Origin of the sequence: Paracoccus caeni, assembly GCF_016629665.1 — a bacterium.
Lineage (GTDB): Bacteria > Pseudomonadota > Alphaproteobacteria > Rhodobacterales > Rhodobacteraceae > Paracoccus > Paracoccus caeni.
On sequence record NZ_JAEPRQ010000001.1, the window covers coordinates 501,472 to 522,972 of the forward strand.

Genomic DNA, 21,501 nt, shown 5'->3' on the forward strand with positions numbered 1-21,501 from the left:
GCATGAACCTGCGTCCGATCCTGATCCATCCCGACCCTCGCCTGAAGAAGGTGACCGAGCCTGTGGCACGGATCACCCCGGATATCGAAAAGCTGGCTGCCGATATGCTGGCGACGATGTATGACGCGCCGGGCGTGGGCCTTGCCGCCCCGCAGGTCGGCGTGTTGAGCCGTGTGTTCGTCATGGATGCGACCCGCGACCCCGAGGCTGATCGGCGTCCGATGGTGCTGATCAACCCCGAGATCAGCTGGAGTTCGGAAGAGCAGAACACCTATGAGGAAGGCTGCCTGTCGATCCCCGATCAATATGCCGATGTGACCCGCCCGAAGCAGGTTCGCATGCGCTGGCTGGGACTGGACGGCAAGACCCATGAGGAAGAGTTCGACGACCTCTGGGCGACCTGTGCGCAGCACGAGCTGGACCATCTGGACGGGGTGCTGTTCATCGACCACATCTCGGCGATCAAGCGGCAGATGATCACGCGCCGGATGGTCAAGCTGAAGCGCGAGAGGGCGCGTGCCTGAGGCTGACCTGCCGGGCTGGACGCGCCCCGATCTTGAGGGCGAGCTTGCGCGTGGCGATGTCCGAGATATCCTGATACATCCCGATCCTCGATTGCATCAGCGCTGCGAGCCCGCGGGTTCCGTGAGTGGGCAAGAGTTGCGCACGCTTACGGCGGATTTGCTGGCGACGATGTATGAAGCGGGGGGCAGGGGTCTGGCCGCACCGCAGATCGGTGTGATGTTGCGGGCCTTTGTCATGGACGCGCATTGGAAAGAAGGCCGTCCCGATCCGCAGGTGATGCTTGATCCCGAGATCCTGTCGCGCTCGGTCGAAGAGGTGGCGGCGGTCGAGCAATGTTTGTCGATCCCCGATCAGCCGGTCGAGGTGTTGCGGTCCGCGAGTATCGCGATTGCGTGGTATGATCTGGACGGGCACCACCACGAACGGACGCTGTCCGGCATCGAGGCGCGGATCTTTCAGCATGAAGCCGACCATCTTGACGGGCGGCTGATCGTGGACCCTGTGGACGGTGCGGAATGAGCGTGCGCCCGTTTCTGCCCTATACCGACCGCCGGCTGCATATCCCGGCAGAGCCGGTGGCCGAGATCACCGAGACGGTACGGATGATCTGGGACGATATGGTCGATACGATGGACGCGATGCCCGGCGTTGGTCTGGCCGCGCCGCAGATCGGGATCATGTTTCGGCTGGCGGTCGTCGATGCCTCGGACAAGCGCGGGCAGGCGGTGCGGATGGCCAATCCCGAAGTGCTGCATGCCAGCGTGCAGTTGCGCAGCCATGATGAGGCCAGTCCGAACCTGCCGGGCGTCTTCGCGCCGATCAACCGTCCGCGCGCGGTGACGGTCCGGTTTCTGAACGAGACGGGCGAGATCGAAGATCGGGATTTCGTCGGGCTTTGGGCGACCAGTGTGCAGCATCAGATCGACCATCTGAACGGGCGGATGTATGTGGACCACCTGACGCCGCTGCGCCGCAAGATGCTGGTGGCGAAATCGGCCAAGCTGGCGCGGCGATAGGCGAGGCCGGGGCGCTGCCCCGGACCCCGGGATATTTGGATGAAGAAGAAGGGTTTGCCATGCGCGTGATCTTCATGGGAACGCCGGATTTTTCGGTGCCTGCCTTGCGGGCGATTGCTACGGTGCATGAGGTGGTGGCGGTGTATTCGCAACCGCCTCGGGAAGCGGGGCGGGGGCAGAAGCCGCGTCCGTCGCCGGTGCAGCTTGTGGCCGAGGAGTTGGGGATCCCGGTGCGGGTGCCGCTTCGGCTGAAGGATGCCGATGAGCAGACGGCGTTTGCGGCTTTGGGCGCGGATGTTGCCGTCGTCGTGGCTTATGGGCTGATCCTGCCGCAGGCCGTTCTGGATGCGCCGAGGCTTGGTTGCCTGAATATCCACGCCTCGTTGTTGCCGCGCTGGCGTGGGGCGGCTCCGATCCATCGGGCGGTGATGGCGGGGGATGCCGAGACCGGCGTGGCGATCATGCAGATGGAGGCGGGGCTGGATACCGGGCCGGTATTGGCCGAGGCGCGGACAGCGATCGGGGCGGGCGAGACGACCGCCGATCTGCATGACCGGCTGGCCGGGATGGGGGCAGAACTGGTGGTCGATGTATTGGCGCGGTTGCCGCTGCCCGCTGTGGCGCAGGCGGCTGAAGGCGTCACCTATGCCGCCAAGATCGACAAGGCCGAGGCGCGCATTGACTGGACGCGGTCTGCGGTGGAACTGGACCGGCTGATCCGGGGGCTGTCGCCGTTTCCGGGCGCATGGTGCGAGGTTGCGGGCGAGCGGGTGAAGCTGCTTCGAAGCCGTATAGCTGAGGGCGCGGGGCAGCCTGGTGAGGTTTTGGACGGGCTGACCATTGCCTGCGGCGAAGGGGCGATTGAGATCACCGAGGCGCAGCGGGCAGGCCGCAAGCCGATGCGCGCCGAAGAATTGCTGCGGGGTTGGGCCTTGCCCGCAATGCTGGATTGAGCGGCGGGCGGGGTTTCAGGCTTGGTCCGGGTAGAATTCGCTGTAGATCAGTGATTCCTTCTGCCGAAGAAGGGCTGTCGTTGTTTCGGACAGAACCGGGCGCAGATGTGCTCCGCTGACGGCGGCATTGATGGTTGCCTGTTCGGCAAGGAAGGTTTCGGCCCGGTCGGCATCCAGCAGGTGCGGATAGCGGGCGATCAGGTTGCGGAGATCGGTTGTCAGGTTCTCCTGCCGCAGAACATCGGTCCAGAGGCGCTTTTCGCCATAGGTCTTTGACAAAGCCGGGCCGGGGGTAGCGTTGAGCGTCGCAAGTGGCTGGGGAAGCGCCAGAAGCAGGTGGCGGAAGGTCATGAAGCCGATGTCGAATTTCCGCGCCGGGGCGGCGAAATCCTTGTGCAGGATCGGGGCGAGATCGGCAGAAAGCATGATCTGCACGAATTCCTCGAAACCTTCCTGTGTCGGCTTGTAAACCTCTTCGGCATCGCGCTGCTTCAGGCTGTGGTAAAGCGCGCCGCGCCGGTCCAGACCGTAGCGGAAGATCGACAGATATTGTTGCAGCGGATCGCGGACCGAGATGACGTGGACCGCAGAAGGGTCGCGCGTATCGATCCTGCCGTGCTGGACCGCCTTGATCAGTGGCAGGCGGCAACTGGCCCGGAGGAAGGCCGCGACATACATCGAGCCGGTTTTCTGGACATCCAGATAGACCAGTTGGCCGAAATCAAGCATCACTGGTCCCGGTCCAATGGGTAGCGTGCCGGGCGGCGGGAACCGCCCGGATCAGGTGCCGATCGGTCAGAATGCGCCGTGGCAGTGCTTGAACTTCTTGCCCGAGCCGCAGGGGCAGAGGTCGTTCCGCGCCGGGTTGCCCCAGGTTGCGGGATCGGCCTCGTCAAAGCCCGGCACCAGCGGCGTCGGTTTGTCGGCATCGTCGGTGGACTGGTGTTCGTCGCCATGTTCCATCGTCAGATGCTCTTGCGACGCCTTTTGCTGTTCGGCCATCTGGCGCAGCATTTCCTCGCGCTCGGCCTCGGTCAGCGGGCGGATTTGCGCAAGGCGCTGCGTCACGTCGAAGCGCAGACTGTTCAACAGGGTTTCGAAGAGCTGGAAGCCCTCGGTCTTGTATTCCGACAGCGGGTCGCGTTGCGCATAGCCGCGGAAACCCACGACCGAACGCAGATGCTCCAGCGTCAGCAGATGGTCGCGCCACTTGCTGTCGATCATCTGCAGCAGAACCTGCTTTTCGATCTGGCGCATGTTTTCTTCGCCGAAAGCGGCGGCCTTGTCGGCCATATAGGTATCGGTCGCGTCCTCGATGCGCTCGCGCATCGATTCCTGATCGACGCCGTCTTCCTTGGCCCATTCATCGACGGGCAGGTTCATGTTCAACCGCTCGCGCACCGCAGCTTTCAGGCCTTCGGTGTTCCACTGCTCGGCATAGGATTTTTCCGGCATGAATTCATCGACCAGATCGTCGATCACCTGATGGCGCATGTCGGCGGCGATCTCGCCCACCTCGTCGCTGTCCATGATCTCGCGGCGCTGGCCGAAGATGGCCTTGCGCTGATCGTTCATCACATCGTCGAATTTCAGCAATTGCTTGCGGATGTCGAAGTTGCGGCCCTCGACCTTGGCCTGCGCGCGTTCCAGCGACTTGTTCACCCATGGGTGGATGATCGCCTCACCCTCTTTCATGCCCAGGGTGGACAGAACCTTGTCCAGACGCTCGGACCCGAAAATCCGCATCAGATCGTCGTCCAGCGACAGGAAGAACAGCGAGCGGCCCGGATCGCCCTGACGGCCCGAACGACCGCGCAACTGGTTGTCGATCCGGCGGCTTTCGTGGCGTTCGGTGCCAAGCACGAACAGCCCGCCCGCAGCCAGCACCTTTTCCTTGTCCGAGGCATGTTCGGCCTCGATCCGGGCGCGGATATCGTCGGGATTGGCGTCCGGGTCGGCCTTCAGCGCCTCCATCACCTTCATCTCGGCATTGCCGCCCAACTGGATGTCGGTGCCGCGACCGGCCATGTTGGTGGCGATGGTCACCGCGCCGGGCTTGCCCGCATCGGCAACGATCTGCGCTTCGGCCTCGTGCTGACGCGCGTTCAGCACGTTATGGGGAATGCCCTCTTTCTTCAGCACATCGGCCAGCATCTCGGATTTCTCGATGCTGGTGGTGCCAACCAATGTCGGCTGGCCCTTGGCATGGGCTTCCTTGATCGCCTCGACCACGGCGGCGTATTTATCCTGCGCGGTGCGATAGACGCGGTCATGTTCGTCCAGACGAGCGATGCCACGGTTGGTCGGAACCTCGACCACGCCCAGCTTGTAGATCTCGGCGAATTCCTCGGCTTCGGTGGCGGCGGTGCCGGTCATGCCCGCCAGCTTGGAATAAAGGCGGAAATAGTTCTGGAAGGTGACCGAGGCCAGCGTCACGTTTTCGGGCTGGATGGTCACGCCTTCCTTGGCCTCGATCGCCTGATGCAGACCGTCAGAGAGACGGCGGCCCTTCATCATCCGGCCGGTGAATTCGTCGATCAGCATCACCTCGCCGTCGCGGACCATGTAGTGCTGGTCGCGCAGATACAGCTTGTGCGCCCGCAACGCCTGATTGGCGTGGTGGACGATGGTGGTCGATTCCGGGTCGTAGAGGGTCTGGTCTTCGGGCAGCACGCCTTCGGCCTGCAGCTTCTTCTCCAGATATTCGTTGCCCTCTTCGGTGAAGGTGGCGTTGCGGGTCTTTTCGTCCAGCTTGAAATGCTCTTCCGTCAGCAGCGGAATATACTGGTTCAGCGTAACGTAAAGCTCGCTGCGATCCTGCGACGGGCCCGAGATGATCAGCGGCGTCCGCGCTTCGTCGATGAGGATCGAGTCGACCTCGTCCACGATGGCGAAGTTGTGGCCGCGCTGGACCATTTCGGCGACGCTGCCCTTCATATTGTCGCGCAGATAATCGAAGCCCAGCTCGTTATTCGTGGCATAGGTCACGTCGGCGGCATAGGCTTCGCGCTTTTCCGGCTCTGGCTGGAAGGGATAGACCACGCCGGTGGTCAGGCCCAGTTGTGCAAAGACCTTGCTCATCCAGTCGGCGTCGCGTTTCGCCAGATAGTCGTTGACGGTGACGACGTGGACGCCCTTGCCGCCAAGCGCGTTCAGATAGGCCGGGAAGGTCGCGACAAGGGTTTTGCCCTCACCCGTCTTCATCTCGGCAATGTTACCTTGGTGCAGGAAAATTCCGCCCATCAACTGCACGTCAAAGGCGCGCAGGCCAAGCGCGCGGCGGGCACCTTCGCGGCAATTGGCGAAGGCTTCGGGCAGAAGCGCATCCAGATCCTCGCCCTTGGCGATGCGATCCTGAAACTCGCGCGTCTTTTCGACAAGCTGTTCGTCGCTCAGCGCCTTGAACTGATCCTCAAGCGAGTTGATCTGCGAAACCAGCCCGCGCGTTCCCTTTACTTTCCGGTCGTTCGGCGAACCAAAGACCTTCTTCGCCAGATTTCCAATGCCGAGCATGTTACCTTCGCAATCACGTTGTTGGGAAAGGCCGTGTTGGGCGGTCCCACTTGCCGCGACCTTCCGCATTGCCGTATCAGGGGCCTGAACGAAAAGCGGCGGCACTGCCTTCCCCAGAGTTGGACCGGGATGTATGCCTCGCTTTCCTGACTGTCAACGCTGGCCCGCCCCAAGCCGGGGTTTTGGGCAAACCATAGCAAAGGATTCCCATGTTCAAACCGTCGATTCTGGCCGCTTTCGTGATCGCGGCGCCCGTGATGACGGCTGTGCCGGCCTTCGCGCAGGATGAAAGCGCGGACACGGTGGTCGCGACCGTCAATGGCCAAGAGATCACGCTGGGCCAGATGATCGTGATGAAGCAGTCGATGCAGGACCCCTCGGTCGCGCAGATGCCCCCGGCAGAGCTGTGGGATCTGATGCTGGACCAGTTGATCCGCCAGACCGCCGTGGCCGAACAGGGCACCGAGAATGCGGGCGTGCGCGCCCAGCTTGAAATCCAGCGCCGCAATACGCTGGCGACGGTGGCGGTGACCAATATCGCCGAGACCGATCCGACCGAGGACGAAATCAAGGCCGCCTATGACAAGGTCTTTGCCGAGGCCGAGGCGCAGACCGAATATTCCGCCGCCCATATCCTTGTCGAAACCGAGGACGAGGCGAAAGAGATCAAGGCGCAGCTTGATGGCGGTGCCGATTTCGGCGAACTCGCTGCCGAGAAATCGACCGACAATTCCGGTCCGAACAAGGGCGATCTGGGCTGGTTCCTTGCCGATCAGATGGTCGCGCCCTTTGCCGAAGCCGTTCGCGGAATGGAAAAGGACACGATCTCTGACCCGGTCCAGACCGATTTTGGCTGGCATATCATCAAGCTGAACGACAGCCGCACGCGCGAGAACCCCAAACTGGAAGACATCCGCGACCAGCTTGACCAGATGGTCCGTCGCGAAAAGGTGGAGGCCGGGGTCGAGAAGATCGTCACCGATGCGACCGTCGAAAAGATCGAGGGCATCGCGCCCGAGGCGATGGACAAGGTCGAATTGCTGGAGGCCGAATAATGGGCAAGGCCGGGCTTCCCGTTTCGCCGCTGGCGCCTGCCTCTTTCCCCGATCTGCCGGTTATCGGTGGCGTTGAATTCGCCAGCGGTGCCGCTGGCGTCAAGTATCAGGGTCGCACCGATGTGACCCTGATCCGCATTGCGCCTGGTTCGACCCTGGCCGGGGCGTTCACCAAATCCTCGACCCGCGCCGCCTGCGTTCTGGACAATCAGGCGAAGCTGGCCGAGGGCGGTGAAGCGCCCGAAGGTGCCGCGATCATCGTCAATTCCGGCAATGCCAATGCCTTCACCGGCGCGCGCGGTCAGGAATCGGTCGATGCGGTGACGGGTGCTGTGGCCGAGGCAATGGGCGTGCCCGCGGGCCGGGTGTTTTCATCATCGACCGGGGTGATTGGCGAGCCTTTGCCGCATGACCGGATCGTCTCGGTGATCGGCGATCTGGCCTCGGCGCTGGATCAGAACGGCGCAGCGGATGCGGCGCGGGCGATCATGACCACGGATACCTTTCCGAAAGGCGCCTCCGCGACCTTCGACGGCAATGGCGGGCAGATCAGGGTCACCGGGATCGCCAAAGGCTCGGGGATGATCGCGCCGGACATGGCGACGATGCTGGTCTATATCTTCACCGATGCCAAGATTTCCGCGCCGCTGCTACAGCAGGCGCTGGATGAGGCGCTGCCCTCGACCTTCAATGCGATCACGGTGGATAGCGACACCTCGACCTCGGATGCGCTGATTCTGGCGGCGACGGGGCGCTCGGACACGGCGGAGATCACTTCGCTCAACGATGCTGATGGGCGGGCGTTTGCGCTGGCCTTGGCCGAGGTGATGCGGGAACTGGCGCATCTGGTCGTCCGCGACGGCGAGGGTGCGACGAAATTCGTCGAGGTTCGGGTGACCGGCGCGATGGATGAAGGCGATGCGACCAAGGTTGCGATGGCGATTGCCAATTCGCCGCTGGTCAAGACCGCGATTGCGGGCGAGGACGCCAATTGGGGCCGGATCGTCATGGCAGTGGGCAAATCCGGCGCGGTGGCGGATCGCGACATGCTGACCATCCGCTTCGGCCACCTGGTGCTGGCACAGCACGGCTGGCGGTCCCCCGATTATGACGAAGCGCAGGCCAGCGCCTATATGAAGAACGCCGAACTGCTGATCGCGGTTGATCTGGGTCTGGGGCAGGGCGCGCGCACGGTTTGGACCTGCGACCTGACCCATGGCTATATCGACATCAACGCGGATTACCGTTCGTGAAGACGGTTCTGGTCGCCGCCGTTGCGCTGATCGATCCCGACGGGCGGGTGCTTCTGGCACAGCGCCCCGAGGGCAAGTCGATGGCCGGTCTGTGGGAATTCCCCGGCGGCAAGGTCGAGCCGGGAGAGACTCCGGAAGCCGCGCTGATCCGCGAATTGCATGAGGAGCTGGGCATCGACACCTGGACCTCTTGTCTGGCGCCGCTGACCTTTGCCAGCCACAGCTATGACGATTTTCATCTGCTGATGCCGGTTTATGCCTGCCGTAAATGGCAGGGCATCGTTACGCCGCAAGAAGGGCAGAAACTGGCATGGGTCAGGGCGAATGACCTGCGCAATTACCCGATGCCCGCCGCCGATATTCCCCTGATCCCCGCTTTGCAAATGTGGCTGTAAAAACCATTTCGCAACTGCAGCATTTCAAGAATGCACAATTTGTTAGCATGTGTAAGATTTTGTTACACAAATTTAAGCAAGTTGTGCTTAAACTGAAATGTGAGGGAGTTGGAGGCTTGCACAATGATTCGGACGATTTCGATCGGTAGCTACATTCTCATTCAGGGGCTGTTCGAACGGCTCTCACCGAATGGGAACATGGTGGTGCGCGTTGGTGGCCGCACCTATGAGGGGAAACCGATCAGCCGTTAACGGCGCTGCGGAATAACCCGCTTGGAACACCTTCTGGGTGCGGAAAGCGGTGTTGCGGCGGAATGGTGTAGGAGGCGCCATTCCGCCATTAACCCGACATTGTGATACTATAGCAAAAAGGCGGCCAAAGGGCCGCCTTTTTGTTTTGTAATTGAGGGATTTCCCCGAGGGGGAGGCAGCCTTTACAGGCTGCGCTCGACCTCTTCACGCTCGAAGATCTCGATGACATCGCCGGTGCGGATATCGTCGTAGTTCTCGAACGCCATGCCGCATTCCTGACCGGACTGGACCTCTTTGACCTCGTCCTTGAAGCGTTTCAGCGTCTTCAGCGTGCCCTCGTGGATCACCACGTTGTCGCGCAGCAGACGGACGCCAGCCGAGCGGCGGGCAACGCCTTCGGTGACCAGACAGCCGGCAACCTTGCCGACGCCGGTAACCTTGAAGACTTCGCGGATCTGCGCATAGCCGATGAAGTTCTCGCGAACCTCTGCCGACAGCAAGCCCGAAGCCGCCGCTTTGATGTCGTCCACCAAATCATAGATGATCGAGTAATAGCGGATCTCGACACCCTTCTGGTTGGCCGAATTGCGGGCCGGAGCGTTGGCGCGGACGTTGAAGCCGATCACCGGCGCCTGTGACGCCTCGGCCAGACCGATATCGGATTCGGTGATGGCACCGACGCCGTAATGCAGCACGCGGACGCGAACCTCATCATTGCCGATCTTCTCCAGCGCCTGAACGATCGCCTCGGCCGAACCCTGCACGTCCGCTTTCACCACCACCGGCAGTTCTGCAACGGTTTCGTCGGCCTTGGCCTTCGCCATAAGCTGTTCCAGCGTGGTCGCGGCACCGGCAGCGGCGCGTTTGTCCTTGGACTGCTGCAGACGGTAATCCGCGATTTCACGGGCCTGCGCCTCGGTCTCGACCACGTTCAGAACGTCGCCCGCTTCCGGGGTGCCGTTCAGGCCCAGAACCTCGACCGGAACCGAAGGACCGGCTTCATCGACACGGTCGCCCTTGTCGTTGATCAGCGCGCGCACCTTGCCCCATTGCTCGCCGACAACAAAGATGTCGCCGCGACGCAGGGTGCCGTTCTGAACCAGAACGGTGGCGACGGGACCGCGGCCCACGTCAAGCTGCGCCTCGATCACAGCGCCTTGGGCGGCGCGTTTCGGGTTGGCTTTCAGCTCAAGGATTTCTGCCTGAAGCGCGATGGCCTCCAGCAGATTGTCCAGACCCTTGCCGGTCTTGGCCGAAACCTCGACATCCTGCACGTCGCCCGACATCTGCTCGACCACGACTTCGTGTTGCAGCAGATCGGTCCGCACTTTCTGCGGATCGGCGGCGGGCTTGTCCACCTTGTTGATCGCCACGATCATCGGGACATTGGCGGCCTTGGCGTGGTTGATCGCCTCGACCGTCTGCGGCATCACCGCATCGTCCGCTGCAACCACCAGCACCACGATATCGGTCACCTGCGCACCACGGGCACGCATCGAGGTGAACGCAGCGTGGCCCGGCGTGTCGAGGAAGGACAGAACCGCACCGGATTCCGTCGTCACCTGATAGGCGCCGATATGCTGGGTGATCCCGCCAGCCTCGCCCGAGACGACGTTGGCCTTGCGGATCGCATCCAGAAGCGAGGTCTTGCCGTGGTCGACGTGACCCATGATGGTGATGATCGGCGGACGCGATTGCAGATCTTCTGCTTTGTCCTCGACCGAGTCGATCACCTGTTCCACATCGGAATCCGACACCCGAACCGCCTTGTGGCCGAATTCTTCGATCACCAGTTCTGCGGTATCGGCATCGATTGCCTGATTGGCCGTGACCATCAGACCCATCTTCATCAGCGACTTGATCACATCGGCGGCGCGTTCCGCCATCCGGTTGGCCAGTTCCGACACCACGATGGTTTCCGGCAACTGCACATCACGGACCTGCTTTTCAGCGCGCTGGCTGCCGCCCATCGCCTTCTGGCGGGCGCGGTCCTGTTTGCGCTTCATCGCGGCCAACGAGCGTTGACGCCCGCCTTCACCACCTTCAAGCGCCTGATTCAGCGACAGCTTGCCCGCACGACGGCTATCGTCGCGGTTGGTCTTGTTGCGGCTGTCACGTTCCGGCGCACGCTCTGGGCGGTCGCGTTCGGGCTTGCGGGCAGTCGCCACGCCTTTGGTCTCGGCACGGGCTGCGGCAGCTTCGATCGACGCCTGATCGGGCGGGGTCGGACGACCCGCGGCAGCAGGCTTGGCCCGCGGCTCTTCTTTCTTCGGCTCTTCGCGCTTGGGCTCTTCCTTGCGCTTGGCGGCCTCCTCGGCCTCGCGCGCACGGCGTTCTTCCTCTTCGGCCTTGGCCTTGAGGGCTTCCTCGCGCTCGCGATCTTCGCGTTCCTTGGCCTCGATCTCGGCCCGGCGACGCTCGCGTTCTTCTTCGCGGGCCTTTTCCTCGGCCAGACGCGTGGCAGCCTCTTCGACCTCACGCGACTTCGCCGCAGCAAGGGCTTTCAGTCGACGCTCCATCTCGGCTTCCGAGATGCCTGCCGGACGTTTCGAAGGATCGCCCGCGTGACGGGCAACCATCGGCGTCTTTGCCTTGTCCACGGTGGTCGCACCTTGCGGCGCACTGGGCTTGGGAACCACGACGCGCTTGCGCTTGGTCTCGACGACCACGCTTTTCGTGCGGCCGTGGCTGAAACTCTGCTTGACCTGACCGGACCGGCCGCTACCGCCGCCAACGCCCAAGGTTCTTTTGTCGTCTTTATCGCTCATCTGCGTCTTCATTCCTTCCCGGCAGCCGTATTGCCGCCGTCATGCCCGCGCAGACCCGTTAGTCTGCCGGCTTCCAAGATCACCTTGTCCGTCAGGCCACCCGCCGCAAGCGCGCCGTGTATGACATGATCACGTCCAAAGGACAAACCCAATTCTGACGCCGTGAGACAGCCGAACCAGCGCCCGCCAGTCGGTGTCCACAGCTTGCCTTTTCCCCGGTCTGATCCGTCCGAGGCCTGCAATAGAACCTTTGCAACGCCACCGGCCAGCCAGCCCTTGACCTTCTCGAACCCGGCCACCGCCTTGCCCGATTTCCGGGCCAGAGAGACCAGTTCGATCACCCGTCGCGCCATTCCCGCCTCGACCAGATCGGCCAGCCCTTCCGGGACGCTGACCTGCATCTTCGCTGCGCGAGAGAACAGCCCTTTCGTTGCCGCCTTATCAATCGCGGCGCGATCGGCCACAACCCAGATACCGCGACCCGGCAATTTTTCGGCCAGATCGGGCACCACTTGTCCATCCGGCCCCACAACGAAGCGGATCAGCCCATATTTGGGCTGAACCTCTCCGGTTGCGATGCAGCGCCTTTCGGGCTGCGTCCGGTCCTTTTCTTGTCCGCCGCGGCTCAACCCGGTCAGATCCGGGGCATCAGGCCCCGGCCTCCTCTTCGCCATCGGCTTCTTCGGGCTCACCGGCATTCAGTTCAGCCGGATCGACCCAGCCAAGGCTGACGCGGGCGGTCATGATCAGATTTTGCGCCTCTTCCAGCGACACGTCAAAGGCTTCCAGCAAACCGTCATCCTTGACGCGCTGTCCGTCCACCGTGGTCCAGCCACCGGCCAGTTCCCAATCGGCGCAGGTGGCAAAGTCTTCCAGCGTCTTGATGCCGTCCTTTGCTAGTGCCTCGATCATCTGGGGGGTCAGGCCTTCGAATTCAACCAGACTGTCCTCGACGCCCAGGGCGCGCGCATTTTCCATCGCGGCCTTGTTGCGGGCTTCCAGAACGTCACGGGCACGGGCCTGCAGTTCCGAAGCGGTGCTTTCGTCCACGCCATCGATCGACAGAAGCTCGTCCAGTTCGACGTAAGCCACCTCTTCCAGATCGGTGAAGCCTTCGGCCACCAGAAGCTGGGCGAAGAATTCGTCCAGATCCAGCGCGTCCATGAACAATTGCGTGCGGGCGTTGAATTCCGCCTGACGACGCTTGGATTCTTCTTCCTCGGTCAGAATGTCGATGTCGAGGCCGGTCAACTGGCTGGCCAGACGCACGTTCTGCCCGCGACGACCGATCGCCAGCGAAAGCTGCTCATCGGGAACCACGACCTCGATCCGGCCACCGTCTTCGTCAAAGACGACTTTCGAGACTTCGGCAGGCTGAAGCGCGTTGACCAGGAAGGTCGCCTGATCCTCGTTCCACGGGATGATGTCGATCTTCTCGCCCTGAAGCTCGCCGACCACGGCTTGCACGCGGCTGCCGCGCATACCGACGCAGGCGCCAACCGGATCGATCGAGTTGTCATAGCTGATCACGGCGATCTTGGCGCGCGAACCCGGATCGCGGGCCACGGCCTTGATGTCGATCACGCCGTCATAGATTTCCGGCACTTCCATCTTGAACAATTCGGCCATGAATTGCGGATCGGTGCGCGACAGGAAGATCTGCGGACCACGCGATTCGCGGCGCACATCCTTGACATAGGCGCGGATACGATCGTTCGGGCGATAGCTTTCGCGACCGATCTTTTCGTTGCGACGCAGGATCGCCTCGCCCCGGCCGACATCGACGATGATGTTGCCGTATTCCTCGCGCTTGACGACGCCGTTGATGATCGAACCGGCGCGGTCCTTGAATTCTTCGTATTGACGGTCACGCTCTGCCTCGCGGACGCGCTGCAGGATCACCTGTTTCGCCGATTGCGCGGCGATGCGGCCCAGTTCGACCGGCGGCACCTGTTCCTGGAACACGTCGCCGACCAGCGGACCACCGGCGAAATCCGCCAGACGCTCGCCTTCGCGGGTCCAGTAATTCTCGACGCTCTTCTGCGGCTCGAAATAGGGGCGGGCCTGTGCCGGAGTGAACTGCGCCTGATAATTCTCGACCTCTTCATCCTCGACCACGGTGCGGACGCGGGTGAAGGTGGCGTTGCCGGTCTTGCGGTCGATCTTGACGCGGATGTCCATCTCGGCGCCGTAACGCGACTTGGCGGCACGGGCGAGGCTGTCCTCCATCGCTTCGATGACCAGCTCTGGCTCGATCATCTTCTCGCGCGCCACCGCTTCGGCGGTCTGCAACAGTTCCAACTGGTTGGCAGAGGTGATTGCCATCACTCACTCCTTGGCATCGGCACGCCCGTTCGCGGCCGTTTCGTTGTCATCTTCGGTTTCGATCTCGTCAAAGGCGGATTCGTCCAGATGGTCGATCTCGACCCCGGCTTCCTTCTTCTGACGCAGCATTTCGCGGATCAGTTCATCGGTCAGGACCAGCTTCGCATCGGAAAGCCAGTCAAAGTTCAGCCCGATGGTCTGCACCTCGCCATTCTCTTCGATGTTCAGCAGAACCTCATCCCCTTCCACCCCGGCCAGCACGCCTTTCCAGCGCTTGCGCCCGTCGATGGACTGGTTCGTCTCCAGCTTCGCCTCATAGCCTTCGAAGGTTTCGAAATCCTTCATCCGGGTCAGGGGTCGGTCGATGCCGGGGCTGGAGACTTCGAGGTGATAAGGATCCTCCAGCGGATCCTCGACATCCAGCGTGGCGCTGACCGCGACCGAAATATCGCCGCAATCATCCACATTGATGCCGCCTTCCGGGCGGTCGGCCATGATCTGCAGGGTCGCGGTCTTGCCACCTTGCAGGCGAACGCGGACCAGTTCGAACCCCAGATCCTCGATCACCGGGGTGATGATCTCGGCAAGGCGCCGGTCGATGGCGGTCTTTGCGATAAGATCGTTGGACATATGGTTCCCCAGAAATGAAAAACGGGCCTCTCAGCGGGGCCCGTGCGCGATCCGGTGGTGCAGGGTTTGGAAGCCTGCGCCGCTGTTGAGCGTCATATAGGCCTAGATTGCCCCAAAAGCAAGCGGCTCAGTGTTGCACCGGATTTTCCACCCGCGCCAGCAGTTGATCGACCATAGACAGGATTTCGTTTGGATCGACGGTAAAGCCACCTTCGGCCACCGTCCCGATGACGATGCCGCTATGCATATCGAGATTACGCGCCCATTCGTGACTGGCAATGTAGAACCGATCCGGCGGCGCGATTGTCAGCATCCCGCCGCCGTCCTGCAGGGCATAGATGGCATGGCGATCCTGGCTGCCTTCAATCGTGATGATGACCGACGCATCCAGCATCGAGCGCAGGAAATGTTCGCTCTCGCCCTCGGCAGTCACGATCATCACACCGGCGGCACTCAGCTGCGTCTCAAGCTCTGCGGCATTCACGATCTCGCGCGGGTCGCCCGACGGTCCACGTTTCAGGAAAACGACCTTCCCGCGCTCGTCGGGCTGACCCAGATTGTCGCGCATTCTTTGACGCAATGCGCGATAGCGCCGCGCCTTGTCGAGGCTGAAGCCCAGATCGCGCACAAGTGTCAGAGCCTTGCTGCGAATGACCATATGACCTTGCCAGTCCTGCTCGAACAGGCGGGAATAGATCCGTGCATCGCTCCAGCCCGGCAGCGGCAATGCCCGCAAATCCGAATCGCCGCGAAAGGCTTCGTGGGCGGCGACATCGTCGCTGAGCCAATGGCCGAAATAACGGATTCCCTGCATCGAGTTGATCAGCACCGTCCTTTCGCTCACCTCTGGCGGCGTGGCGGTGATATCGCGAAGACCGGGATGCAGAAAAGACGAATGCAGGATCCGATTGTCGGGCGTGAAGATGATGCCCCCAACCACCGTCGCCGGTCCGAGATCACAGGTCGACAGCGGCCGTTCCACATATTCCCTCGCCTCGAGGACTTCGATCAACTCCTGCAGCGGTTTGCTAAAGCCGCATTGCGTCACGCGCGACAGATGATCCCGGTTGAAGATCGCAGGCTGACAAGGCACCGTTTGCGGAACATCCGCCGCAGTGAATTCCGGATAGGGTGCGAAGGCCAGTGGTTTGCCCGACAGCTTGGCGAGGGTTTGCTTCACCCGATATCCCAGCCAACTCCGTCCGTGATGAAGCATCGCATAAACCCGTAATAGCTACCTACAGATCAATAGGTTAGCTCGCTTCCGGGATTCTGTCTACAGAACGGTTCACTCACCATCACGCAAACCGTCCATCACCCGAACCAGTTCCATGGTGATTCGCGGCTCGGACAAGGCATGCCCCGAGGCGGGGACCAGCCGCAGGTCGCATTTCTCCCAGCCATCCGCCAGCTTCCACGCACTGAGCGGCGGGCAGACCATGTCATAGCGGCCCTGCACGATCACCGCCGGAAGATGCTCGATCCGGTGGCGGTTCTTCAGAAGTTGACCTTCCTCGAAGAAACAGCGGTTGCTGAAATAGTGGTTTTCCAGCCGGGCGAAGGCGCGGGCATATTCAGGCGGCGCATGGGACGCGGGCGAGGTTTGCAACCCGGCCAGCGCATTTTCCCACATCAGCCACGGCAGGGCAAAGCGACCCTGCCGCCCGCGATCATCTGAGAACAGCCGCCGGTGATAGGCGGCAATCAGATCGCCTTGCTCGGATTGCGGGATCGGGTCGCAGAAGCGCTGCCACAGATCGGGGAAGAACCGCCCGGCGCCGCCGCCATAGAACCAGTCAAGCTCGGTCTGCATGCCCAGAAACACACCGCGCAGGATCAGCCCGCGCACATGGCCGGGATGCGCCTCGGCATAGGCCAGTGCCAGCGTCGCCCCCCATGAACCGCCGAACAGCAACCAGCGGTCGATGCACAGCCGGTCGCGGATCAGTTCAATATCGGCGATCAGATGCTGGGTCGTGTTCGCCTCGACCGAGGCCGTGGGTCGCGACCGCCCGCAGCCGCGCTGGTCGAACAGAACGATGTGATAAAATTCGGGATCGAAAAACCGGCGCATGAACGGGCTACAACCGCCACCGGGGCCGCCATGCAGGACGATCACGGGCAGCCCCTCGGGGTTGCCGCATTGCTCGACATAAAGGGTGTGATCGTCGCCGACATCGATCATATGACGGGCAAAGGGCTCGGTCGCCGGGTGAAGGCGACCATCTGACGCGGCGATTTGTTCTGCCATCCGATCCATTTCCGCAGTATAGAGCGAACCGCGACCGCCCGCCAGAAGGACCAGAGCATGACCAGCATCGACCCCGCCGAGATCGCCAAGTTCGAGGCGATGGCCGCCGAATGGTGGGACCCGAAGGGCAAGTTCAAGCCGCTGCACATGATGAACCCGGTCCGGCTGGACTATATCCAGACGCAGATCACCGCCGAGTTCGGGCGCGATCGCCGTGACCTCAAGGCGCTGGCAGGTCTGCGGATTCTGGATATCGGCTGCGGCGGCGGGCTTGTGTCGGAACCGATGGCCCGGCTGGGCGCGGATATGGTCGGTGCGGATGCGGCCGAAGGCAATATCGCGGTCGCCCGGCTGCATGCGGAACAGCAGGGATTGGCAATCGACTATCGCGCCACCACCGCCGAAGCCCTGGCCGAGGCGGGCGAAAGCTTCGATGTGGTTCTGGCGCTGGAGATCGTTGAACATGTCGCCGACCCGGCCCGGTTCATCGCCACCTGCCGCGATCTGGTGCGTCCGGGCGGGCTGGTGATCCTGTCCACCCTGAACCGCACCGCGAAAAGCTTCATGGCGGCGATCATTGGGGCAGAATGGGTGATGCGCTGGCTGCCCAAGGGCACGCATGACTGGAACCGCTTCATCATGCCGGATGAACTGTCCGATATGTGCGGGCAGTGCGGTCTGGCGGATGTGGACCGCTCGGGCATGGTCTTCAACCCGATCAGCTTCGGCTGGAGCCTGTCGCCGCGCGATCTGTCGGTGAATTACATCCTGACCACGCGCCGCCCGGAATAGCCGCCGTTTCGACAAAAAAAAACCGCGCAACGCGCGCAAGCGGTGTACAGCCTGTGCATTACCTGCGCGCGCCAGGTGCATGCTCTGTGCAACCAAATCCCCAGCATTTGCTGATCCGCCCGGCACCCGCCGCTTCTTCGTTGCACAAATACTGGATGCAACGCCCGCAGATGTTGCGCGACATCAGAAGATCGCTATCGGCTCAGACGTTCTCTTCCAGCCGCAGCCGCAATTCCCGCAGCACCGGCAAGGCGATTCGGACGCGATGAACGCCGATATCCTTCACCACATCGCCGATCACCGGCATGAACGAGGCAATGGCCGCGTCACGCGCCGACCGGCCCGCCGGACTGATCGAGACGAACTTGCGCCGCGCATCGTCCCAGTCGGGGCGGATATGGATATGTCCGGCCCATTCCAGCCGCGACAGGGTATTGGTCATCGCGCCACGGGTGACGTGAAACGCCTCGGCCAACTGGGCGGGTGTCCGCTCTTCGTTGATATGGGCCAGCAGGTTAAGCACCGAGAAATGCGAGATTTTCATCCCGCGCGGCAAGGCCTTGCTGATCAGATTGCGTGACAATTGGTCCGCGATCAGAACCTCTGCAAAGAGGCTCGCGGCAAGCCTTTCAACGGAAAGGTTGAACTCCTGGTCGGTCAGAATCTTGGTCATCGCCTCTACGGCCATCATCAGCCGTCGTGGAAGAAAGTGGCGCGAAGGACCGTGCCCGGCAAACCGCCGCAGGTCAAGTTACCGAAAAGTCATACATGGCGTCACTTTGCTTCGGCACAGCCAAAGCGTTGCCGTCAATCACCCCAGATCGGCGCGCAACAGGGGATCCAGCTTCCCCATCCGTTCCAGATCATGCAGATCGTCGCTGCCGCCGACATGGATGTCGCCGATGAAAATCTGCGGCACGGTGCGACCGCCATTGGCGCGTTTCGTCATCTCGGCGCGACGCTCTGGCTGGGCGGCAACGTCGATTTCCTCAAAGGTGACGCCCTTTTCGCGCAGCAACGCCTTGGCGCGGTGGCAATAGGGGCAGGTTGGTGTCGCGTAGATGGTGATGGCTGGCTGGGTCATGGTCTGTCTGTATCCGTCTGTTCCTCCTCTACTTAGTCATCCTTGACGGCGCGCGCCAGCACCGCGACGCTGACCGGCCCCGACCCTGCGGCGACAAGGGCCTGTGCCGCGACGGAAAGGGTGGCACCCGCGGTCATCACGTCATCGACCAGCAGGATCGGTCTGCCCGCAATCCATGACGCATGGCGGGGATTGACGATCACCGACCCCTGCACATTCGCAAATCGGTCGCTTAGCCCGCGATGATCCTGTGCCTTGGTGTTGCGCAGCCGCAGCAGCAGATCGGGCAGATGTTTCAACTGCGCCAGCCGCGCCAATCGGTCCGAAACCAAAGCCGCCTGATTATATCTGCGCTTCACCAGCCGGATCAGATGCAGCGGGATCGGGGCGACAACCATATCCGGCCGGATCAGCGGCGCGGCGGCACGGGCCAGCCAGCGCGCCATGACCGGCGCCAGATCGGGCCGGTCGCCGTGTTTCAGCGCCATCACCATACGTCGGCCCGCGCCGCTATAGACCATGGCCGCGCGCCCCTCGGTCCACGGCCGGGCGATGCCAAGGCAATCGTCGCAATGCAGATCAGCCTCGATCGCCAAGCTGTCGCCCGCATCGGCCAGCGGAGCGCCGCAGCGGTTGCAGCACGTGCCGGTGATGAACCGCGTCTCGCGCCAGCAGTCGGGACAAAGCGGGCTGTCATCCTCTCCGTCCGAGGCGACGGGGATGCCGCAACCCGGACATTGGGACGGATAGATTAGCCTAAGGGCGGCTTTTATCGACTGGCGAAGCACCCTATGTTGCAACCTCATGAGGACCCCCGTTCAATCCACCCGCCCGCTTCTGACAGACCGCCCTGCGCTTCTGCGTCAGCGCGACCGTGCCATGCGTGCCGGGTTCATCGACCTTTTCCACCGCATCGCCGCCGACGAGATCCACGATAGGCTTGCCGAGATTAACAGAACGTTTACGAAACCGGCGATCGTGACCGGCTTTCCGCTGTTCTGGCAGGCAGAGTTTCCCGATGCGCTGGTCGTCACGGATGAGGACGAACTGGCCCTGTCGCCCGGTGGTCATGATCTGGTGATCCACGCGCTGGCGCTGCATTGGGCCGAAGACCCGGTCGGTCAACTGGTCCAATGCGCCCGCGCGCTGCAGCCCGATGGGCTGTTCATCGGCGTGATGTTCGGCGCGCAGACCCTGACCGAGCTGCGCGCGGCCCTGGCGCAGGCCGAATCCGAGGTGACGGGCGGGCTGTCGCCGCGCATCCTGCCGATGGGCGATGTCCGCGATCTGGGCGGACTGTTGGGCCGGGCGGGGCTGGCCCTGCCGGTCGCCGATCTTCTGCACCAGCAGGCCAGCTATCGAAATCTGGCGCACCTTTCTCGCGATTTGCGCGCGATGGGCGAGGGCAATGCCCTTGCCGGACGCCTGCGGCATTCGACCCGGCGCGACATCTTCACGGCGGCCTCGGCGATCATGTCGGCGCATTATCCCGACCGCGACGATCCGTCCCGTATCGCAACCACCTTCGATCTGGTCTTTCTGACCGGATGGTCTCCGTCCGAGACGCAGCAAAAGCCGCTGCGCCCCGGCTCTGCCAAGCACAGCCTTGCCGAGGCGTTGAACGACATCAGGAACAAGACATGACGCCAGCCTTTGCGCCCGCCGATCACCCCCCGGTCAAGCCGGGCAAGACCGGAATCCTGATTGCCAATCTGGGCACGCCGGATGGCTACGATTATTGGTCGATGCGCCGCTATCTGAACGAATTTCTGTCCGACCGCCGGGTGATCGATTTTCCCGCATGGAAATGGCAGCCCTTGTTGCAGGGGATCATCCTGACCAAGCGGCCTTTCACCTCGGGCGCGAATTACAAGCTGATCTGGAACGAAGAGAAGAACGAAAGCCCGCTGATGACGATCACCCGCGCACAGGCCGACGCCCTGCGCGAGGCTGCGGTGGCAGAATGGGGCGATCAGATCATGGTCGAATTCTGCATGCGCTACGGCAACCCCTCGACCGAGGAGGTGCTGAACCGGATGATCGAGGCGGGCTGTCGCAGGATCGTGTTCCTGCCGCTTTATCCGCAATATGCGGGCGCTACCTCGGCCACGGCGAACGATCAGATGTTCCGGGCGCTGATGCAGCAGAAATGGCAACCGGCCATCCGCACCTGCGAGCCTTATTTCGACCGCCCCGATTATATCGACGCGCTGGCGCAATCGGTCGAACGGGTGCTGCAAGGGCGGATACCGGGCAGGCTGGTCGCGTCATATCACGGTATGCCCAAGCGTTACCTGATGCAGGGCGATCCCTATCATTGCCAGTGCCAGAAAACCTCACGCCTGCTGCAAGAGCGTCTGGGCTGGGCCGATGGCATCATCGACACCACCTTCCAGTCCGTCTTCGGGCGCGAGGAATGGCTGAAACCCTATACGGTCGAGCATGTGGCAGAACTGGCGCGGCAGGGGGTTGACGATATCGCGGTGATCTCGCCCGCATTCGCGGCGGATTGCATTGAGACGCTGGAAGAGATCAACGGCGAAATCCGTGAGGCTTATGAACATGCGGGCGGCAAGGAATTCACTTATATTCCCTGCCTCAACGACGATCCGGGTCATATCGCCGTGATGATGAATGTGATCCGTGACAATATCGGCGGGTGGGCCACGACATAAGGGTCCACGCCGAC

22 protein-coding genes are annotated in these 21,501 nt (G+C 62.4%); 11 read left to right on the forward strand and 11 right to left on the reverse strand.

The features are described 5' to 3' along the window. The first annotated feature begins 2 nt into the window (after positions 1 to 2). From def (JJJ17_RS02310) to fmt, 4 genes are read left to right on the forward strand one after another with little or no spacing between them, the layout of a single operon-like run. Positions 3 to 524: a peptide deformylase gene (gene def / locus JJJ17_RS02310; RefSeq protein ID WP_234463918.1), complete on the forward strand. Its 522-nt coding sequence runs from the start codon at positions 3 to 5 to the stop codon at positions 522 to 524. Then, positions 517 to 1,044, forward strand: coding sequence for a peptide deformylase (gene def, locus JJJ17_RS02315; RefSeq protein ID WP_325168749.1), 528 nt, complete (start codon positions 517 to 519; stop codon positions 1,042 to 1,044). Before def (JJJ17_RS02310) ends, def (JJJ17_RS02315) begins: the two co-directional genes overlap by 8 nt. Continuing rightward, positions 1,041 to 1,541, forward strand: coding sequence for a peptide deformylase (gene def / locus JJJ17_RS02320; RefSeq protein WP_200683462.1), 501 nt, complete (start codon positions 1,041 to 1,043; stop codon positions 1,539 to 1,541). The genes def (JJJ17_RS02315) and def (JJJ17_RS02320) overlap by 4 nt, the downstream gene beginning before the upstream one ends. Positions 1,542 to 1,600: 59 nt before the next feature. After that, entirely contained in the window at positions 1,601 to 2,494 is an 894-nt protein-coding gene (gene fmt / locus JJJ17_RS02325; RefSeq protein ID WP_200683463.1) for a methionyl-tRNA formyltransferase, read from the forward strand. A gap of 15 nt (positions 2,495 to 2,509) precedes the next feature. Here the strand turns inward: fmt and JJJ17_RS02330 are convergent, their stop codons facing one another. Then, positions 2,510 to 3,223, reverse strand: a complete 714-nt coding sequence (locus JJJ17_RS02330) for a hypothetical protein (RefSeq protein ID WP_200683464.1) — start codon at positions 3,221 to 3,223, stop codon at positions 2,510 to 2,512. A gap of 66 nt (positions 3,224 to 3,289) precedes the next feature. Further along, complete coding sequence (gene secA, locus JJJ17_RS02335; protein ID WP_200683467.1) at positions 3,290 to 6,007, reverse strand: preprotein translocase subunit SecA; 2,718 nt, start codon at positions 6,005 to 6,007, stop codon at positions 3,290 to 3,292. A 209-nt stretch (positions 6,008 to 6,216) separates the two neighbouring features. Here secA and JJJ17_RS02340 point away from each other — a divergent pair, with 209 nt between their 5' ends. The 4 genes from JJJ17_RS02340 (at position 6,217) to JJJ17_RS20500 (ending at position 8,962) form a co-directional block, all read left to right on the forward strand. Then, entirely contained in the window at positions 6,217 to 7,062 is an 846-nt protein-coding gene (locus tag JJJ17_RS02340; protein ID WP_200683468.1) for a peptidylprolyl isomerase, read from the forward strand. Continuing rightward, positions 7,062 to 8,315, forward strand: coding sequence for a bifunctional glutamate N-acetyltransferase/amino-acid acetyltransferase ArgJ (gene argJ / locus JJJ17_RS02345; RefSeq protein ID WP_200683470.1), 1,254 nt, complete (start codon positions 7,062 to 7,064; stop codon positions 8,313 to 8,315). The genes JJJ17_RS02340 and argJ overlap by 1 nt, the downstream gene beginning before the upstream one ends. Beyond that, a complete protein-coding gene (gene mutT / locus JJJ17_RS02350; RefSeq protein ID WP_200683471.1) occupies positions 8,312 to 8,710 on the forward strand; it encodes an 8-oxo-dGTP diphosphatase MutT in 399 nt (132 codons plus the stop codon). Before argJ ends, mutT begins: the two co-directional genes overlap by 4 nt. Positions 8,711 to 8,833: 123 nt before the next feature. Then, positions 8,834 to 8,962, forward strand: a complete 129-nt coding sequence (locus JJJ17_RS20500) for a hypothetical protein (RefSeq protein ID WP_267911075.1) — start codon at positions 8,834 to 8,836, stop codon at positions 8,960 to 8,962. 182 nt (positions 8,963 to 9,144) lie between these two features. Here the strand turns inward: JJJ17_RS20500 and infB are convergent, their stop codons facing one another. The 6 genes from infB to pip all read right to left on the reverse strand — a co-directional run bounded on the left by infB (position 9,145) and on the right by pip (position 16,945). Then, positions 9,145 to 11,730: a translation initiation factor IF-2 gene (gene infB / locus JJJ17_RS02355; RefSeq protein ID WP_200683473.1), complete on the reverse strand. Its 2,586-nt coding sequence runs from the start codon at positions 11,728 to 11,730 to the stop codon at positions 9,145 to 9,147. Positions 11,731 to 11,738: 8 nt separating this feature from the next. After that, positions 11,739 to 12,359 carry an RNA-binding protein gene (locus JJJ17_RS02360; protein WP_200684759.1) on the reverse strand — a complete coding sequence of 207 codons (621 nt, stop codon included), beginning with the start codon at positions 12,357 to 12,359 and terminating at the stop codon, positions 11,739 to 11,741. A gap of 19 nt (positions 12,360 to 12,378) precedes the next feature. Next, complete coding sequence (gene nusA, locus JJJ17_RS02365) at positions 12,379 to 14,055, reverse strand: transcription termination factor NusA (protein WP_200683475.1); 1,677 nt, start codon at positions 14,053 to 14,055, stop codon at positions 12,379 to 12,381. A 3-nt stretch (positions 14,056 to 14,058) separates the two neighbouring features. Next, positions 14,059 to 14,685, reverse strand: coding sequence for a ribosome maturation factor RimP (gene rimP, locus JJJ17_RS02370; protein ID WP_200683477.1), 627 nt, complete (start codon positions 14,683 to 14,685; stop codon positions 14,059 to 14,061). A gap of 127 nt (positions 14,686 to 14,812) precedes the next feature. After that, on the reverse strand, positions 14,813 to 15,865 hold the full coding sequence (locus tag JJJ17_RS02375; RefSeq protein WP_200683479.1) for a glycosyltransferase 61 family protein: 1,053 nt from the start codon (positions 15,863 to 15,865) through the stop codon (positions 14,813 to 14,815). A gap of 108 nt (positions 15,866 to 15,973) precedes the next feature. After that, positions 15,974 to 16,945 (reverse strand): prolyl aminopeptidase, encoded by a 972-nt coding sequence (gene pip / locus JJJ17_RS02380; RefSeq protein ID WP_200683481.1) that lies wholly within the window; start codon positions 16,943 to 16,945, stop codon positions 15,974 to 15,976. A 48-nt stretch (positions 16,946 to 16,993) separates the two neighbouring features. Here pip and ubiG point away from each other — a divergent pair, with 48 nt between their 5' ends. Then, the gene (ubiG, locus tag JJJ17_RS02385) at positions 16,994 to 17,728 is read left to right on the forward strand and encodes a bifunctional 2-polyprenyl-6-hydroxyphenol methylase/3-demethylubiquinol 3-O-methyltransferase UbiG (protein ID WP_200683483.1); all 735 of its coding nucleotides are present in this window, start codon (positions 16,994 to 16,996) and stop codon (positions 17,726 to 17,728) included. A gap of 202 nt (positions 17,729 to 17,930) precedes the next feature. Here the strand turns inward: ubiG and JJJ17_RS02390 are convergent, their stop codons facing one another. From JJJ17_RS02390 to JJJ17_RS02400, 3 genes are all read right to left on the reverse strand, one after another. Next, complete coding sequence (locus tag JJJ17_RS02390; RefSeq protein WP_200683484.1) at positions 17,931 to 18,401, reverse strand: MarR family winged helix-turn-helix transcriptional regulator; 471 nt, start codon at positions 18,399 to 18,401, stop codon at positions 17,931 to 17,933. 138 nt (positions 18,402 to 18,539) lie between these two features. Then, positions 18,540 to 18,812: a glutaredoxin 3 gene (gene grxC, locus JJJ17_RS02395; protein WP_200683486.1), complete on the reverse strand. Its 273-nt coding sequence runs from the start codon at positions 18,810 to 18,812 to the stop codon at positions 18,540 to 18,542. A gap of 32 nt (positions 18,813 to 18,844) precedes the next feature. After that, positions 18,845 to 19,618 carry a ComF family protein gene (locus tag JJJ17_RS02400; protein WP_200683488.1) on the reverse strand — a complete coding sequence of 258 codons (774 nt, stop codon included), beginning with the start codon at positions 19,616 to 19,618 and terminating at the stop codon, positions 18,845 to 18,847. On the opposite strand from JJJ17_RS02400, the gene JJJ17_RS02405 reads away from it, so the two are divergent. Together JJJ17_RS02405 and hemH are read left to right on the forward strand one after the other, a co-directional pair. Continuing rightward, positions 19,617 to 20,456 carry a methyltransferase domain-containing protein gene (locus JJJ17_RS02405; protein WP_200683490.1) on the forward strand — a complete coding sequence of 280 codons (840 nt, stop codon included), beginning with the start codon at positions 19,617 to 19,619 and terminating at the stop codon, positions 20,454 to 20,456. The genes JJJ17_RS02400 and JJJ17_RS02405 overlap by 2 nt on opposite strands. Next, positions 20,453 to 21,487 (forward strand): ferrochelatase, encoded by a 1,035-nt coding sequence (hemH, locus tag JJJ17_RS02410; RefSeq protein WP_200683492.1) that lies wholly within the window; start codon positions 20,453 to 20,455, stop codon positions 21,485 to 21,487. The genes JJJ17_RS02405 and hemH overlap by 4 nt, the downstream gene beginning before the upstream one ends. The last annotated feature ends 14 nt before the right edge of the window (positions 21,488 to 21,501 follow it).